The organism is Pelosinus propionicus DSM 13327, assembly GCF_900114615.1.
GTDB classification, from domain to species: Bacteria; Bacillota; Negativicutes; order DSM-13327; family DSM-13327; genus Pelosinus; species Pelosinus propionicus.
The window spans coordinates 73,534-91,356 of record NZ_FOTS01000015.1; the positions used below are offsets into that span (position 1 = coordinate 73,534).

Annotated in this window: 17 protein-coding genes; 15 read left to right on the forward strand and 2 right to left on the reverse strand. The window is 37.1% G+C overall.

All coding sequences use genetic code 11. The annotated features are described in order from the left end of the window. The first annotated feature begins 5 nt into the window (after positions 1–5). The 14 genes from spoVE (at position 6) to spoIIR (ending at position 14,463) form a co-directional block, all read left to right on the forward strand. Positions 6–1,109, forward strand: a complete 1,104-nt coding sequence (spoVE, locus tag BMZ99_RS10020) for a stage V sporulation protein E (RefSeq protein ID WP_090936163.1) — start codon at positions 6–8, stop codon at positions 1,107–1,109. Positions 1,110–1,176: 67 nt separating this feature from the next. Continuing rightward, on the forward strand, positions 1,177–2,286 hold the full coding sequence (gene murG, locus BMZ99_RS10025; protein ID WP_090936166.1) for an undecaprenyldiphospho-muramoylpentapeptide beta-N-acetylglucosaminyltransferase: 1,110 nt from the start codon (positions 1,177–1,179) through the stop codon (positions 2,284–2,286). Between the two features lie 100 nt (positions 2,287–2,386). Beyond that, positions 2,387–3,766 carry a UDP-N-acetylmuramate--L-alanine ligase gene (gene murC, locus BMZ99_RS10030; RefSeq protein ID WP_090936169.1) on the forward strand — a complete coding sequence of 460 codons (1,380 nt, stop codon included), beginning with the start codon at positions 2,387–2,389 and terminating at the stop codon, positions 3,764–3,766. A gap of 171 nt (positions 3,767–3,937) precedes the next feature. Beyond that, complete coding sequence (gene murA / locus BMZ99_RS10035) at positions 3,938–5,191, forward strand: UDP-N-acetylglucosamine 1-carboxyvinyltransferase (RefSeq protein ID WP_090936172.1); 1,254 nt, start codon at positions 3,938–3,940, stop codon at positions 5,189–5,191. Positions 5,192–5,203: 12 nt separating this feature from the next. Then, a complete protein-coding gene (locus tag BMZ99_RS10040) occupies positions 5,204–6,139 on the forward strand; it encodes a D-alanine--D-alanine ligase (RefSeq protein ID WP_090936175.1) in 936 nt (311 codons plus the stop codon). Positions 6,140–6,363: 224 nt separating this feature from the next. Continuing rightward, the gene (locus BMZ99_RS10045) at positions 6,364–7,119 is read left to right on the forward strand and encodes a cell division protein FtsQ/DivIB (RefSeq protein WP_090936178.1); all 756 of its coding nucleotides are present in this window, start codon (positions 6,364–6,366) and stop codon (positions 7,117–7,119) included. Between the two features lie 57 nt (positions 7,120–7,176). Next, positions 7,177–7,869 (forward strand): DUF881 domain-containing protein, encoded by a 693-nt coding sequence (locus tag BMZ99_RS10050; RefSeq protein ID WP_090936182.1) that lies wholly within the window; start codon positions 7,177–7,179, stop codon positions 7,867–7,869. Continuing rightward, positions 7,869–8,198 (forward strand): small basic family protein, encoded by a 330-nt coding sequence (locus BMZ99_RS10055; protein ID WP_090936185.1) that lies wholly within the window; start codon positions 7,869–7,871, stop codon positions 8,196–8,198. Before BMZ99_RS10050 ends, BMZ99_RS10055 begins: the two co-directional genes overlap by 1 nt. A gap of 282 nt (positions 8,199–8,480) precedes the next feature. Then, complete coding sequence (ftsA, locus tag BMZ99_RS10060) at positions 8,481–9,677, forward strand: cell division protein FtsA (RefSeq protein WP_090936188.1); 1,197 nt, start codon at positions 8,481–8,483, stop codon at positions 9,675–9,677. Positions 9,678–9,704: 27 nt separating this feature from the next. Next, positions 9,705–10,751 (forward strand): cell division protein FtsZ, encoded by a 1,047-nt coding sequence (gene ftsZ, locus BMZ99_RS10065; protein ID WP_007934738.1) that lies wholly within the window; start codon positions 9,705–9,707, stop codon positions 10,749–10,751. A gap of 251 nt (positions 10,752–11,002) precedes the next feature. Continuing rightward, positions 11,003–11,953, forward strand: coding sequence for a sigma-E processing peptidase SpoIIGA (gene spoIIGA, locus BMZ99_RS10070; RefSeq protein ID WP_245754906.1), 951 nt, complete (start codon positions 11,003–11,005; stop codon positions 11,951–11,953). Beyond that, positions 11,944–12,681 carry an RNA polymerase sporulation sigma factor SigE gene (gene sigE, locus BMZ99_RS10075; protein WP_090936194.1) on the forward strand — a complete coding sequence of 246 codons (738 nt, stop codon included), beginning with the start codon at positions 11,944–11,946 and terminating at the stop codon, positions 12,679–12,681. Before spoIIGA ends, sigE begins: the two co-directional genes overlap by 10 nt. Before the next feature lie 383 nt (positions 12,682–13,064). Next, complete coding sequence (gene sigG, locus BMZ99_RS10080; protein ID WP_007934732.1) at positions 13,065–13,838, forward strand: RNA polymerase sporulation sigma factor SigG; 774 nt, start codon at positions 13,065–13,067, stop codon at positions 13,836–13,838. Positions 13,839–13,860: 22 nt separating this feature from the next. Continuing rightward, positions 13,861–14,463 carry a stage II sporulation protein R gene (gene spoIIR, locus BMZ99_RS10085; RefSeq protein ID WP_090936197.1) on the forward strand — a complete coding sequence of 201 codons (603 nt, stop codon included), beginning with the start codon at positions 13,861–13,863 and terminating at the stop codon, positions 14,461–14,463. A gap of 197 nt (positions 14,464–14,660) precedes the next feature. Here spoIIR and BMZ99_RS10090 read toward each other — a convergent pair whose 3' ends face one another. Both BMZ99_RS10090 and BMZ99_RS26290 read right to left on the reverse strand, forming a co-directional pair. Continuing rightward, a complete protein-coding gene (locus BMZ99_RS10090) occupies positions 14,661–16,133 on the reverse strand; it encodes a recombinase family protein (RefSeq protein WP_090936200.1) in 1,473 nt (490 codons plus the stop codon). 219 nt (positions 16,134–16,352) lie between these two features. After that, positions 16,353–16,490, reverse strand: coding sequence for a hypothetical protein (locus BMZ99_RS26290; protein ID WP_175490523.1), 138 nt, complete (start codon positions 16,488–16,490; stop codon positions 16,353–16,355). A gap of 391 nt (positions 16,491–16,881) precedes the next feature. Between BMZ99_RS26290 and BMZ99_RS10095 the strand changes: the two genes are divergently transcribed. Then, positions 16,882–17,817 (forward strand): porin, encoded by a 936-nt coding sequence (locus BMZ99_RS10095; RefSeq protein ID WP_245754907.1) that lies wholly within the window; start codon positions 16,882–16,884, stop codon positions 17,815–17,817. Positions 17,818–17,823 lie beyond the last annotated feature (6 nt).

Below are 17,823 nucleotides of genomic sequence, written 5' to 3' on the forward strand. Positions count from 1 at the left end.
TTCCTTTGGCGGTTAGACCTAAGTCGCCGGATTTTATTCTTTTTTTTGCTGTTATTGCATTGTTAAGTGTTGGTGTTGTAATGGTATATAGTTCGAGCGCAGTCTCAGCCTATGTCAACTTTGATGATAGTTATTATTTTCTAAAGAGACAGCTTATTTGGGTAACTTTGGGGATTACGGTAATGCTGGTAACTCTAAACGTGGATTATCATGTATGGCGCAAATTTGCAAAACCTACATTACTATTAACAATAGTACTTTTAATTTTGGTACTTGTACCTGGATTTGGTAAAGTTGTAAATGGAGCGCGCAGGTGGCTTGGATTTGGGTCTTTATACTTACAACCATCGGAAATTGCTAAACTAAGCATGGTTTTATATTCTTCCGCTAGCTTAGCTCGTAATCAAGAAAAAATAAGCTCATTTATCAAAGGGGTCGTACCTCAACTACTTATCCTATTAGTTATTTTTGGATTAATTCTGAAAGAACCTGATCTTGGGACAGCATTAGCAATTGGTGGGACTGTTTTTATATTGTTGTTTACTGCAGGTGCAAGATTATCGCACCTAACCTCCCTAGGTCTTGTTGGGGTTACTGGAATTATTGCAGCCATTCTTTTAGAGCCTTATCGTTTAAAACGGTTACTGGCCTTTAATGATCCTTGGGCTGATCCTCTCAATACGGGTTACCATATTATCCAATCTCTTTATGCTCTTGGTTCAGGTGGTTTGTTTGGTGTGGGACTTGGACGCAGTAGAGAAAAATTTTTATATCTACCAGAGCCTCATACCGATTTTATTTTTGCGATTCTAGGTGAGGAGCTTGGTTTCATTGGTACGGTAACAGTAATTTTATTGTTCTTTTTATTTGCTTGGCGTGGATTTAAAATAGCTATTTCTGCACCTGATATTTATGGAAGTCTACTAGCTGCTGGTTTAACTACAATGATTATTATGCAAGCTCTGATGAATATAGCTGTGGTTACAGCTTCTATGCCGGTAACAGGAATCCCCTTACCGTTTATTAGCTTTGGTGGCTCTGCATTAATTTTTACTTTGTTCGGGGTAGGAATATTGTTAAATGTATCAAGGTATATTCATGATAAATAAGGTGGCGGGTGGTAAGAATTTCTGATAAAATAATTAAAGTTTTTAGAGTTAAGGGGGCAAGTCCGATATGCGGATTATTATGTCTGGCGGGGGAACAGGTGGCCACATCTACCCCGCCATTACTATCGCTAAGGCGTTACGAGAGAAAGTTAAATACTGCGAAGTATTGTTTATAGGTACCCAAAGTGGTTTAGAAGCTGACATTATACCTAAAGAAGGATTTACGATTCAGTTTATAGATGTAGCAGGATTTGAGAGGCGTTTGTCGGTAAAGAATATACAAACGATAGCTAAAACAATAGGAAGTATTTGGCAGTCGCAGAAAATTATTCGGCAGTTTAAGCCCGATATTGTTATTGGGACAGGCGGTTATGTTTGTGGTCCTGTTTTATTAGCAGCCAGCCTGCTTAAAATTCCAACAATGATTCAGGAACAAAATGTAATTCCTGGTATTACGAATAAGATTTTATCTCGTTTTGTCGATAAAATTGCTTTAGGGTTTACAGAAGCAAGTGAAAATTTTCCAAATCAAAATAAACTGTTTTTTACTGGTAATCCCATACGGCAAGAAGTTATATCTGCCAACCGAGAAGAAAGCGTAGCGGCTTTTGGTCTTGATCCCACCAAACGTACGATATTAATATCGGGTGGCAGCAGAGGCGCTCGCAGCATTAATCAGGCAATGATAAAGGTTCATCAGTATTTTGCAGGCAGCAAAGAGATACAACTATTGCATGTTACTGGCCAAAGCGAGTATAATGGCATAGTTGGAAAAATTACGCAATGTGGTATAGATATAACAACTGCTGGTAATATTATCATCAAACCATATTTATACAATATGCCTCAGGCATTAGCCGTAGCTGATCTTGCGATCTTTAGGGCTGGCGCTCTTGGACTAGCTGAATTAGCAGCAAGAGGAACTCCGTCGATATTAGTCCCCTATCCATATGCTGCAGAAAACCATCAAGAGTATAACGCTAGGGCGATGGAGCAGCAAGGAGCGGCCATTTTTATTCATGACAAAGAACTCAATTACGATATACTAATTAAAAACATTAGTGAATTAATAAATAATCCGCAAAAATTAGATAAGATGTCTCGGGCAAGCAAAAAAATAGGTCGCCCTAAGGCTGCAGAGAGTATTGCCCAGATGGCTCTCAATCTAATTAAATAACATTAAATATTACGCTGTAACACCCTTGTGATGATCTGCATACTATAAAACACGCATAAGAGCTGATAGGTAAGGGTGCCCAAGAAAGGGGAGACATTTTTTGCTAAAAGATATAAGAAAAATTCATTTTGTTGGCATAGGTGGTGCTGGTATGAGTGCTATTGCCAAAGTCTTACTACAAATGGGATATATTGTTTCAGGGTCTGACCTTACTAAATCTGAGACTACTGCTAAACTAGAAAAAATAGGTGCTCATATATTTTTAGGACACAACGAAGAGAATCTTCAAGATTCTCAAGCAATTGTAATATCAACAGCTATTCCTGAAACCAATCCTGAGGTCAAATTGGCAAGGGAAAAGAAAATTCCGGTTTTTCATCGTGCAGATATTGTGGCATATTTAATGTTGCAATATAAGGGAATTGCTGTAGCTGGTGCTCATGGAAAGACGACAACAACATCGATGATTGCTGTTATGCTTGAACATGCAGGAGTAGATCCAACTATAATCATTGGTGGTGAAGTTGATTACTTAAATGGCAATGCTAAATTAGGATCTGGTCAATATTTAGTTGCTGAGGCGGATGAGAGCGATGGGTCTTTTCTGAAATTTTCGCCCCATATTGCCGTAGTTACGAACATTGAGAATGACCATATGGACTTTTATAAAACAATGGAGAATGTATTAGATACTTTTAAAAAATTCTTACATAAATTGCCGCTGAATATTGGATTAGGTATTGTATGCTTTGATAATGAGAATATTAGAAAATTAGTAAATGAAGTAGAGCGTTCCTATATATCTTACGGAATTGATCATGCTGCCCAATATATGGCGCGTAATCTGTCTACTCAAGGCGCGATGACTACTTATGATGTGTTTCATAACGAACAGCTATTAGGGTCTATCAAAATAAATGTTCCAGGAAAGCATAATGTAGCGAATTCTTTAGCAGCTGTTATTGTCGGCTTAAATATTGGTCTTACTTTTCAGGAAATTGCAGAAGGTTTGGCTCATTTTCAAGGCGCCAAACGCCGCTTTCAAACAAAGGCTAGAATTAATGGAGTTTGGATTATTGATGATTATGCTCATCATCCTACTGAAATCGCAACTACATTATTGGCCGCACGTCAGACAGAACCGAATCGCTTAATTTGTGTATTTCAACCTCATCGTTATTCACGGACCGCATTTTTACGCAATGAATTTGGCTCTGCTTTTCAGTCAAGTGATATATTAGTTCTTACCGATGTGTATTCAGCAGGAGAGGCACCCATTCCAGGGATTACAGGTGAGGTTTTGAAAGAGGAGGTTGAAAGCCAAACGAGCAAGAAAGTGATTTATATTGCGGATAAAGATAAAATAGCTAGGTACCTCAGTCAAATTGTTGAGCCTGGTGATTTGGTTATTACCATGGGGGCTGGGAATGTTTATTGTGTAGGGGAAGAACTTATTGAGACTTTAGTACAAAAACAGTAGCTATAGAAATTGTCTCCCCTTTTGGGAGGCATTTGTTTCTATAAGAAGTGGGTTCGGATAGTAGCATTTACTTACATAATTAAATGATTTAAATTGATGATGATACTTGGCATAAGTCAAGTTTATAATTGAGTTATAGGGTGGTTGTACTTTTCTAGGAGGGGGAAGACGGTGGAGAAATTTATCGTCAAGGGGGAAGTACAGTTAAATGGAACGATTAGGATAAGTGGAGCTAAGAATGCAATATTGCCGATTATGGCAGCGACACTCTTATGTTCTGGTGTGAGCATTATTCATGATGTTCCTTACTTACGAGATATTAAAGTTATGCAAGATATTCTAACCTTATTTGGTGCTAGAATTATTAGAGAAAAAAATACGTTATTAATCGATACATCTAATATACAAGACGCGGATATCCCAGAACATTTGATGAGAGAGATGAGGGCATCTATCTTTTTGATGGGGCCATTGTTAGGGCGGTTTCATAAAGTAAAACTTTCTTATCCTGGAGGCTGTGCAATTGGTCCAAGACTCATTGATCTACATATAAAAGCACTGGAAAAAATTGGAGCATCAGTCAAAGAAAACTTTGGATTTATTGAAGCACAAGCCGCTTGTCTGACTGGTGGAGAAATTAACTTTGATTATCCCAGTGTAGGTGCCACGGAAAATGCTATGATGGCGGCAGTACTAGCTAATGGTGAAACTATTATTCGAAATGCGGCTCGTGAACCGGAGATATATGATTTGCAGGTATTTCTTAATAAGATGGGCGCTAGAGTAATTGGAGCAGGTACTGATACGATTAGAATTGACGGAATAAAAAAACTTACACCAGCTGAACATATTGTCATGTCTGATCGCATTCAGGCTGGTACGTTTCTGATTGCAGCAGCTATTACCCATGGTGACGTAGTTGTGGAGAATATATTATCTGAACACGTTTTTTCTGTGATAGATAAGCTAAAAGATATTGGTGTGAAAATTACAACTGGAAAAAATTCAATTCGGGTAAGAGGGGGAGAGCTGCGTGGTGTTGATATTAAAACATTACCATATCCAGGATTCCCCACTGATTTACAAGCCCCGATGTTATCATTAGTAACAAATGCTAAGGGAACGAGTATTATAACAGAAACAATTTTTGAAAATCGTTTTAAACATGTAGATGAATTAATGCGTATGGGAGCTAAAATTAAGGTAGAGGGTCGTACTGCTATTATACGCGGCATACCCAGATTAACAGGAGCTATCGTCGCTGCACATGATCTTAGGGCTGGTGGAGCATTGGTTCTTGCAGCTTTGGCAGCCGAAGGCGTTTCTGAAATAGAAAATGTATATCATATCGATCGGGGATATGAAGCCTTAGAAGAAAAACTTAGAAGTTTAGGAGCAAATATTTTACGCTACAAAAAGGACTAGGGGGATATTAGCATGAAGAGCAGACGAATTGCAGTGGTAATGGGGGGACCATCAGCAGAGAGAGAGGTTTCTTTAAATACAGGCAAAGCTATATTAACAGCACTTCAGGAAAGCGGATACAAAGGTGCAGTAGGCATTGATCTTGAGCCTGCACGTTTTGTGGAGCAGTTAGCTGAAGAAAAAATTGAAGTTGTTTTTAATGCGATACATGGTCAATATGGTGAAGACGGAGTATTACAAGGAGTTCTTGAATTATTAGGGATCCCTTACACTGGGTCAGGAGTGTTAGCTAGTGCTATGGCAATGGATAAAGGCATTTCTAAAAGAATTTTTTTATCCGCTTCCATTCCGACACCTCGTTCTCTTTTATTTACAAAATCTGACTTAAGTCGTAATTTAGTATCAGAAATTATTGCTGGTTTTAGTATACCTGTGGTAGTAAAATCTTCATCTCAAGGATCTAGTATAGGTGTTGTCATTGTTGAGAACAGTAAAGACTTATCCCAGGCAATTGAGCAGGCTTTTCAATATAGCGATACGATCTTAGTTGAAGAATTTATAAAAGGTAGAGAACTTACCGTTGCAATCTTAGGTAATAACGAACTAAAAGCATTGCCTGTAATTGAAATCGTACCTTTTTCAGGAAGGTATGATTATCATTCTAAATATACAAAAGGGACTACTGAATATATAGTGCCAGCTCGAATATCAGAGGAAATCACTGTACTTGTGCAAAAAGTTGCTTTAGAGGCTTTTCAAGCATTAAGATGTTCTGGTATTGCGAGAGTGGATATAATGCTTGATGATGATAATAATCCTTATGTGTTAGAAGTAAATACAATACCTGGAATGACAAGTACTAGTTTAGTACCAAAAGCTGCTGCTGCTGCGGGAATATCATTTAGTGCATTATGTGAGGAATTACTATGTTTAGTAGAAAATAAGTAACATAAAAATACTAAATCCTTGTAGTTATAAGACAGTATTTGTATGGAATCGATACTGTTCAATTAGTGCTGAAGAGATACCTCTTTTCGGAGCTAGCTGAATCGGTAATTATTGGAGACCATGTCAATATACTGTCTGCTTTTTTATAATTGTATTATGCTTGAAATTGTTGTATCATTACTTCTATACTTATAGATATTAACGTTATTTCAAGGAGCGATTATATGGGGGATCTAGAATCATTGCAATATACACCGAAAGATAAAAGCCTTAGGCCGAATCAGGGGTTTATTGGATTAATTTTAGTACTGGTTATATTGATTGCTGGGCTATTATTTATCAAATCGTCGTATTTTACTATCGGGGAAGTAGTAGTTGAAGGAAATAATTATATAACTGCGGAAGATGTGTACCATATTGCTGAGATTCCTGAGAAATTGAATATATTTAATTTAAATACAGTGGATATAAAAAATCGATTACTTAATGACTTAAGAATAGCAGATGTTGAGGTTTCGCGACGCTTTCCAGGAACCATAGTTATTCATATAAAGGAACGGAAGCCAATCGTATATATCACTAGCAGTTATGGGTTCTTAGAATTGGATGCGAAAGGGATTGTATTAGCTGCTTTTAAAAATTTAAAAAATATGAATGTGCCCATGATAACAGGAATTCGATTAGATAACGAATATGTCAGCGATAAAATTGAAAATCCAACGATTCAAAGTGTTGTTTGTTATTTATCGCTGCTGGATGAACCAGTATTGAATCAAATCTCTGAGGTAAATGTAAGATCGCCAGAGCAAATTAGTGCTTATACAGTTGCATCCGTACAAATACGTTTAGGAAGTAGTGAGAGATTAGCTGATAAAGTTAAATTAACAAATACTATTTTGCATGAAATTAGTGATAAAAAAATGAGTGTAGAATATATTGATCTTACCTATGCCTCACCTTTTATTAAATTAAAACCTTAAGAGGGGGAGGGATTTCAAGAACATAAAATATAGTTAAAACAAAAGGAGAGCGAGAAATTGCTGAAGCTTAGACAAGGACAAGCTGCTATTGCCTTGGTATGTGTGGTGCTAGGGTTTATGTTAGCGGTACAATTTCGTACGGCCCAGGATATCCGATCAAGTATTCCTTTTCAGCGTATCGAAGATTTATCACAACGTTTAAGTCAAACTGAAAAAGAACGGGATGTACTACTAAAACAAGTATATGAATTAAGGCAGACGACAGGAGCTGAATCGGCGACGAAAGAAAGTGAAAATATTAAAATGGGCGCTGGTGTAGTGGCTGTAAGAGGAACAGGTCTTAGTATAACAATTGACGATAGTAAAAGATTATCGAAACCAGGAGAAAATCCGAACTTATATTTAATTCATGATGAAGACATGTTAAAGGTAATTAATGAACTGTGGGCAGCTGGTGCGGAGGCGATCTCTATTAATGGGCAGAGGCTAATTGCTACATCAGAAGTGCGTTGTGCAGGACCAACACTGTCAGTAAATAACACACGTTATTCGCCGCCATATGAAATATTGGTCATTGGTGAACCGCAAACCTTGGAAAATTCTCTTAAAATGAGAGGCGGAGTAATAGAGACATTACAGTTTTGGGGAATTCAAGTTAGTCTAAAAAAACAAGATATCGTAGATATTCCTGCATATAAAGGTGCATTTCGCTTTGAATATGCCAAGCCAATAAAGGATGGTGGTAAATAATGGCTTTACCATTGGCTGGACTTATTATTGGTATTAGTTTAGGTATTTTTTTCCCTCTTACTATACCTGTTGAATATGCAAAATTCATGTCAGTTGCTTTGTTAGCTTCTTTGGACTCTGTATTTGGTGGATTACGTGCGGGAGCGGAAGAAAAATTTGATAATACTGTATTTATTACAGGATTTTTTACGAATGCTTTAATGGCTGCGGGATTAGTATACATCGGCGAAGGATTGGGTATTGATTTATATTATGTTGCGCTGTTAGCGTTTGGTTTACGGATATTTCAAAACTTGGCAATTATTCGACGATATTTTTTAAGGAAATAATAAAAAAGACTTGGTTTAGACCAAGTCTTTTTTATATCACTAATATGAATATACTTTTAGGGAGAGGACGATATCTACAGAGAATGAAGCATATTAGTGTTCATTGATTAAGACCATAAATAGTGTGTTTTTTAAAGTCACAATTTAAATTATGAATTTGCGATAGAACTTTTCAAAAAATATTAGTAGGATAATTGTCTCTTTATTACAATAAAAAAAGGAAATTTGGTATTTGTGTTGAAATAGGATTATGGTGTAGAAATACTTCGAATGAGGTTAGCCATGGATGGTAAATATATCTTAGGAATTGATATCGGTACAAGCAATATTAAAATATTTGTTGGAGAAATTGCTCTAGATGGGCATGTAACAATAGTCGGTAGTGGACAGATGACAACAAATGGTTTGGAAAAAGGGGTAATTTCCAATTCTAATCAGCTGGTCAAATCGATAGAGCAAGCTGTAGACTGTGCAGTGATGGCGACGAATATTTCTGTTAAGAATGCTTACATCGCTATCGGTGGTATGGAACTTAAAGCAGTGAATAGCATTGGTAGCATTGCTCCTTCAATTCCTAGTAACATTACAATTGATGACGTGAATCGTGTGTATCGTGCTGCTGCATTGGTTGCAATTCCTGATGATCATGAAATGTTACATATCTTTCCACAAAAGATATTTGTTGATAAACAAAGAAGCATTGGATTACCTCTACAGGAAAAGGGGGCTCACTTAGAAGTCGAAGCTCATGTCATAAGTATATCTAAGTTGACACTCAAAAATCTGATCGAGGAAATTGAAACATTAGGTATACATGTTGTTGGTGTAATTGCTAATGCTGTTGCTATTACAGAGGCTACAATTCCAGTACCAGATGAAACCTTTTTGGTAATAGATATAGGGGCGGGAAGTACCGAGTTAATCTTGTGTCAGGAGGGACAACTCTATTTCACTACAGCATTGTCTTTAGGTGGAAATTATATTACAAGTGACATTATGCAAGGGTTAGATATTTCCTGGGAACATGCTGAGGAGATAAAAAAATATTATGCAAAACTAAATAAGCAACTAAAAGGGCAGGAGGTCATTTTAGATTGTAATGCCTATGGTACTACTGACAAGCATGTTTCTTATGACTTTTTATATAAAATTATTGAGAGTCGTATCTGTGAACTTGTTTATTTAATGCATGAGCATAGTAAAATATTTTTAGCAGAAAATAAAATTGAGAAGGTTTTTCTTACTGGTGGTTGTGGGACTATGCCTGGTTTTGTTCAAAGCGTAGAAGCAACTTTTGGTATACCGGTTGAAGTTGTTGCTCTTCAGGAATTGTCTTTAGAGTATCGTGCTCCTGAGAATGCAGCTTGTTATGGGATATTAAAATATGCAGGAAAGAATTTGCCAGAACCCCAAGTTGCTCAGGAGAGTAATCTTTGGCGGTCATTGTTGAGTAAGTGTAGAAGCTTTTTTAAAAACTAAATCTTGTGACTATAAGGGGGAAATTCCATGCTTGAATTAGATATGGATTTAGATCAATTTGCTGCAATTAAAGTAATTGGTGTTGGTGGTGGTGGAAATAATGCTGTAAATCGAATGATTGCTGCTGGTCTACATGGCGTAGAATTTATTACAGTAAATACAGATGCACAAGCGTTAATGCATTCTCAGGCAGCTTATCGAATACAAATTGGAGAGAAACTTACCAAAGGACTTGGAGCGGGTGCTAATCCGGATATTGGTGAAAAAGCTGCTCAAGAGAGCCGTGAAGAAATTATAAAGGCATTACGTGGTGCTGATATGGTTTTTGTAACTGCAGGAATGGGAGGCGGTACGGGTACTGGTGCAGCTCCTGTTGTTGCTGAGTGTGCTAAAGAGGTAGGAGCATTAACGGTTGGTGTTGTCACAAAACCCTTTTCTTTTGAAGGCCGAAGACGTCAGGCGCAAGCTGAAAGTGGAACGGCAAAGCTAAAAGAAAAAGTAGATACTCTGATTACCATACCGAATGATCGCTTACTGCAAGTGGCTGATAAACGTACTTCTATGATCGACGCTTTTCGTATTGCTGATGATGTATTACGCCAAGGGGTGCAAGGTATTTCAGATTTAATTGCTGTACCAGGGCTTATTAATTTGGATTTTGCAGATGTGAAGACCATTATGACTGATACAGGTTCAGCCTTAATGGGTATTGGATATGGTTCTGGTGACAATCGAGCAGTAGCTGCAGCGGAAGCTGCTATAAAGAGTCCGCTGCTAGAAACTTCAATTGAAGGGGCTAGAGGAGTTCTTTTGAACATTACGGGCGGACCAAGTCTAGGTTTATTGGAAGTAAATGAGGCTGCAGCCATTATTTCTGATGCAGTTGATCCTGAGGCAAATATTATCTTTGGCGCAGTTATCGATGAAAATTTTCAGGATGAAGTTCGTGTGACTGTAATTGCTACAGGGTTTGATGGCAAGCCTCTTAGTGTGGTAAAGGGAAAATTGGAGAGCACAACGATAGAACCATTTAAAGTCCGTGATTTAGATATACCAACATGGATGAGACGTTAGATTTTTTCTCGTATGGTCAGGCGAGAATATAAATGAATATTGTACAGAAAAAGCATGCGAAATTTAATTTTGTATGCTTTTTTGTTTGATATAAAAGTAGCGAAATTCACTTTACCATTCAGTTGTAGAAAAAAATAGTTGGAAAAAAAAACCATATTTCTACAAAAAAATAAAGACCTTCTTGTTATAATAAGAATAACTTATGCAATGAAACAATAGATTATTATTAAAATGTATATTCTATAACGTTTATGATGATAGGACGGTTATCGATGTATATCTATGCTGATGTGCTTTTTATTATTAATATAATGATGAATAGTATGGTTTTAATGTTAACGGCTTGGACAGTGGGGGTTGCATATAAATTTTGGCGAATTCTATTGGCTGCAGTAGTGGGGGGTTGCTATGTTTTACTTGGCATGTTGCCTAACATGGAATTGTGTCACACTGTTCTCGCTAAATTCGTGATATCATGGCTGCTCATTTATATAGCTTTTGGTTATACGTCTAAACGTAAGTCCTTTTTATTGTTGGCGTCCTTTTATGTTATATCTTTTATTTTAGGTGGTTCTATTGTTGGATGGGTTTATTTTTGGCAAGAGAATTATTACTCTCATGCTTTGAACAAAATTTTTACAAATTTATCTTGGAAAAGTATATTATGGGGAAGTTGTTTAGGGGCTATATTGATTGTAAGTATAATTCGACGCATGGTATCAAGTACAACTCGAAATCAGAGCCTATATCGTGTGAAAATTGAATATAATGGGCAGGTGGCTGAATTAACTGCCATGCTTGATACCGGTAACAGCCTATATACTACGATAGGTCATAAACCAGTAGTTCTAGTTAGTCAATATAGTGTAGAGCCAATTTTAAGTGAGGATGTGGTAACTTTTTTACGAGAAAATGTACCAGAAATGTGGTTGGTAAATTTATCCCGTTGTATTGATGATAAATGGTTATCGCGTACGCAGATCATTCCTTATCATGGCATAGGGAGCCGTAGTATGTTGTTAGCATTTAGAGCTGATGCCTTACTTGTATCCCTAACGGGTACAGCTGAAATAAGGATTCAGGATGTGGTAATTGGAATTTATAGCGGGGCTTTATCAGAGGATGGAACATATGCTGGCTTATTACATCCTCAGATCATCAATGAGTTATACAAAAAAGAGGGGGCAAGTATATGCGCATAACATGGTCTATCATTAAAATAGTGACGAAACTAAAAGTGATCTGTTTGTTGCAAAAACTAGGATTATTGGCAGCTGATGAGGTTTTTTATGTTGGTAGTACTGAAGTATTGCCTCCCCCTTTAAGTAATGACGAAGAAGTATTTTTATTAACGCGCTTGCAAAAAGGCGACTTAGGGGTTAAAAGTATTTTTATTGAAAGAAATTTACGTCTAGTCGTGTACATTGCCCGCAAGTTTGAAAATACAGGGGTGGGAATAGAAGATCTTGTTAGTATAGGGACAATTGGTTTGATTAAGGCTGTAAATACTTTTGATCCTGTAAAACGCATAAAGTTAGCGACATATGCATCGAGATGCATTGAAAATGAGATTTTGATGTATCTGAGACGTAATAGCAAAACCAGAGCGGAAGTATCTTTTGATGAACCTTTGAACATCGACTGGGATGGTAATGAGTTGCTTTTATCAGATGTGCTAGGTACAGAAAACGATATTATTTATAAATCCGTTGAAGAAGAAGTGGATAAGACGCTGCTGCATACTGCTATGAATAAACTATGTGGGCGAGAAAGGCGTATCATGGAATTGCGATTTGGCTTGCATGATGACGGGGCGGAACGTACTCAAAAAGAAGTTGCTGATATGTTGGGAATATCCCAATCCTATATTTCTAGATTGGAAAAAAGAATTATTAAACGATTGCGTAAAGAAATTATGCGTATGGAATAACGATAAAGCAAAGATTTAGTCTATATACACTGCATTGAGAAACTTGAATATAGATTGTTAGTCTGTCAGGGATGGAATATAGGGATTCGCTTGCTTCTACGTAACGCCGCTCACCCCTATATTCCATCCCTGACGATTGTCATGTAGAAGATTTATTTCAACATATATAAGTTGAATCTTATCTAATGCACCTCAGATGAGGTGTATTTTTATTTTTTATGAGAAATATAGCTGCAAGGATTATTTCGGTAAGAGCTTGTTGGTTTCTAGGACATTCGTTTTATCCATTGTAGCAAGGATGAATAAAACTAACTATCCATGGCAATAATGCTCATGTATGGTAATAATTCAAATGGACTATGGAAACCAATGGGGGGAATAAAATGATTATTAATAAAGTAGAAATTTGTGGCGTAAACACAGCGAAACTCCCGGTGCTTTCCGCCACTAAGATGCGCGAGTTATTTGTAGTGCTTCAAAATGGAGAGTTGTCTGTAAGAGAACAATTAATATATGGTAATTTACGGTTGGTATTGAGTGTTATTCAACGATTTAATAATCGCGGCGAGTATGTAGATGACTTATTTCAGGTAGGTTGTATCGGTTTGATGAAAGCAATTGATAATTTTGATCTTTCCCAAAATGTAAAATTTTCTACTTATGCCGTACCTATGATTATTGGTGAGATACGCCGGTATTTACGAGATAATAATCCAATTCGCGTTAGTCGCTCGATGCGAGATATTGCTTATAAGGCTTTGCAGGTAAGAGATTCTCTTGTCAACAGGCATTCACGTGAGCCGTCTATCAAAGAAATTGCTGATGAATTGAAGATTCAACGAGAAGAAATTATTTTTGCCCTTGATGCAATTCAAGAACCAATATCTTTATTTGAGCCAATTTATCATGATGGTGGAGATCCTATTTTTGTCATGGATCAGATTAGTGATGATAAGCAATTAGATTTCAATTGGCTTGAAGGGGTGGCAATCAAAGAAGCAATGCATAGATTAAGCGATAGGGAAAAACATATACTTAACTTGCGCTTCTTTGAAGGAAAAACACAAATGGAAGTAGCTGACGAGATTGGCATTTCTCAGGCACAAGTTTCACGATTAGAAAAAGCGGCTCTTAGCCATATGCGCAAATATATATAAAGGAATAGAGGGGAATTTGATTGTGAAATACAATAAGTTATGGGGAAGAAGTTTACTGATTGTACTTTTGGTTGCTGTTGGTTGGGGATTCTTGCTTTATTATGGTCAAGAGAATTTACCCGTTTCCCTCGGCAAAGAAAATCTAATACGTCTACATGTGTTAGCAAATAGTGATAGTGAATCTGATCAGCAGTTAAAGTTAAAAGTGCGTGATGCTGTTATTGCCTATCTAGCACCGTACTTGGAAACTGCGATTGATAAAGAAATGGCAAAGCAGGTTGTATTGGAGCACCAGAACGAACTTACTGCTGTGGCGGAAAAGGTCGTAGCAATGAATGGATCTCATGAGTCGGTAGAGATAGAGTTAGGTATGTTTGACTTTCCTATAAAGTCATATGGTAATTTGGTATTGCCGGCTGGAAAATATGAAGCGGTGCGAGTACTTATCGGGAAGGCAGAAGGTAAAAATTGGTGGTGCGTATTATTTCCTCCTCTTTGTTTTATTGACATTACTAACGCGACTGCACTGACGCCTAAAGAAGTTAATAGCGATGCAGCGCAGAAGGACGAAAAAGTTGAATTTCGCTGGAAATTAGCTGAACTTTGGAAAGATGGGCTAAAGTGAATTTTATTTGTCTGTTGCATCTCTTGACACCTTTATTCTTTACTGTCATATACTATATGGAACAAGCAGAGGTGTAGGGGGGAAAAATATGATAAAGACTTCAGATCTTAACAAGTCAGATATTCAAATGGTAAAAGCAAACATAGCCTTTAATCACTGATAAAAAAGATTTCGGCAAGTTATTTCATAAATATAATTTATTTTTCAAGGTAAAATTCGAAAGAATCATTAAGTCTTACTGCAAAAATGCGATAAGATAGTTTAAGTAATACATTGCGTTTTTCTGCAAAGGTTTTAACTGTGATTAAATCAGTTGGTGATGTTGCCAGCTGATTTGTTTTTTCTTGGATAGTTGTCAGCTCAGATATATCAAGTCGAATAGTAGCTAGTTCTTTATTTAGATTCCGCAATTCTCTTTCTACTGTTTCGCTATCAATCAAATTCTCCTGGTACCAACGCAGGGTATTATTTTTCTTCTTTTGTAGCTTAATTTGGCGAGTATGTAAATTTGTTATTTGTTCTGAATAGCTAATGTTGGCGTTGGTTCGTATGTATTCTTGTAAATGATCTTTAGAAGTTGCCAGCGTTACGAGGCATTGCCAGACAGCCTGTTCTAAATCTTCTACGGGTATTCGACGGCACTGGCAAGAGGTGCCATTGGCAGTATAAGTATTTGATTCTTTGGAAATACAGGAATAATAATAGTAAATTTTATCACTACCATTTTTTCGTTTAGCAGGACGAGAATAGGCTGTCATGGAACGTCCGCAGAGAGCACAGTGTAACAGTCCTCGTAAAAGATAATTATGTTTATTATTGCGTGTTGCCAATTTCTTATTTTGTTGGATCTGCAATTGGGCAGATTCCCACATTTCACGAGTGACTATAGCAGGAATTATAACGGGAATCCAAGATTCAGGAGGATTATCTTTAACTTCGCGGCTATTTTGACCAGTTTTACAAGTTCGTTGCTTAAAAAGGTAGTGCTGTCCATAATACATTTCTTTAGTAAGAATGCGTGAGACAGTGCAGATCGAGAGAGGACGATTATTTTTGCCTACAATACCAAGGCGTGCTAACTCTAAGGAAATCCTCCTTGAACCATAGCCCTGATGAATGCATAAATGATAAATGAATTGAATGGTTTTACTTTCCTCTTCGTTGATAACATACATACTATTCTTTTTGTCCCAGTCATAACCAAAGGGGTGGGCATTGGAAATGATTTTTCCTTGATGTGCTTTTGCTCGGCGACCGCGGGAAGTTCTTTCACGAATTTTGGATTTTTCATAAGCCGAAATAGCGCCTTTCATACTGAAGAATAAGCGGCCTTCTGGTGAGGAATCATAATCGCCAGTAACAAAAGTAATTTTGGCACCTGTCTTTTCTATTTCTTCAGCTATAATCAATTGATTGGTAAGATTACGGGAAAGACGATCGGGATCATAAATAGCTACGATTTTTATGATCCCATTTTGTAAATCATTTCGTAGTTTATCTAGGGCAGGGCGCTCTAAATATTCTCCGCTATAACCATCGTCAACATATTCTTTTATCCCAGTGTGATCGATCGCTAATAAATGATTGCGACAGGCAGCAATTTGGTCTTTTAAAGAATACCCCTTGCGGGCTTGGTCATCTGTTGACACCCTCACATATAGCGCATTCATAAAATCCTCCATTATTATTGAGTGTTATCTATTTTATGTGAGGATAAAAGAAAAATACCAGAACGTATGTTCTGGTATTTTAAAAGAGATTTTCTAATGACTAAAACGACCCAAGATTCCAGTAGGGTTAAGAATGGCTAAGTCCTGCATAAAAGGGTGACTCAGATTCAAGATGGGTGTTAGTGTTCCATCTAAATCTGAGTCTTCTTTATTTGAAACTTATTTTCCTCTGCCAGCTTTCCTCATTGGCATTTGATGGCTGGTATTGTTAGCTTTCCCTTTAGCCGCCTTTAAGAATGATTTATTATTTTCGGTTGCTTTTTTCTTTTTATCAAGTAATAGAGCCTGTAAATCCACAGTGCATTCCTCCTTTGCTCGATTGTTGCATCTGGTAAGAGATAAGTCTATTATACCATGCCTTTTTAACTAGTCCAAATGTAAAAAAATATATAAATGCATTACCGGAAGAGACATAAGTGCGCTATGAAAATTCATTGATAAATAATATCAATGAATGTGCTGAAAATAAAAAACATTTGTTTTTATTTCCAGCAGGATTTTATGATTTGTTCGACGAATTAACGATAATCCTAAAATTTTGTAAGTATAGTCTTAGATGTACTTGGAGGTGGATAGATATAACATCTAGATAGAGCTGCAAGCTGGCTAGTCGGTGGGGAGCCAAATACACGCTGGATATCTATCAGTACCGAAGAAGCCATAGGGGAACAATAATATTGGGGGAAATATGATGAAGAAAATAATTACTACTGCTCTTGCTGCCGCTATGGTTTTAACTACAGGAGCTACTTTTGCTGCTCCCGTAGAATTTGATGGTCAAGTTAAAGTACAATACCGTTCTAATACTGCTGATGGTAGTCCTGATACTCAAGGCGGCATATATAGTTTTCGCTTAAATGCCAAAACGGCCTTAAGCAATAATGTTGACTTATTTGCCCGCTTTGCAGCACAATCTCTTAGCGGAGATAAAATTGGTCCGGATTTTTCCAAAGCTAAATATGGTAATAGCGTAGCTGTTATTGATCAATATGGAATTATCGTAAAGGACAAAGACTTTCAATATAAAGTAGGACGCCAGGGGCTATCTATTAGTCCGACAGCCTTGCTCTATAGCAGTGAGGGATATATCGGAGAGAAACATGGACTTTTTGATGGCGTAGTTGCTACTGGGAAATCTGGAGTGACTTCCTTACAGTTTGTTGCTGGTAAAGGTGATACTGATACTAAGGACAAAGTTTACTCCGTTCATGCTTCTTATAACCCTGCAAAAGATTGGACTGTTGGAGGCACTATTGCAAAAGCTAATCCTAATGCAGGTAGTGATAGAACTTTCTGGGGAACTGATGTTCAATATACTACGGGTAAAGCCAGCTTTGTAGCGGATTATCTTAAATCTGATGCTGATACTAAAAATGATGCTCTCGTCCTTGGGGTAACGTATGCCTTTGATGATAAAAACAACTTATCCGCTTATTCCCACAGAACTGATACTAATGCAGATATTTATACTGATTGGGATCGTGGAGAAAAAGGTGCATACTATATTTATAACCACAAATTTGATAAAACTACTTCACTGAACTTATTATATAAAAGCAATTCTGCAATTGACACCGATGCTGATAATACTTCTTTCCGTGCCGCAGTTGCATACAAATTTTAAATTGCT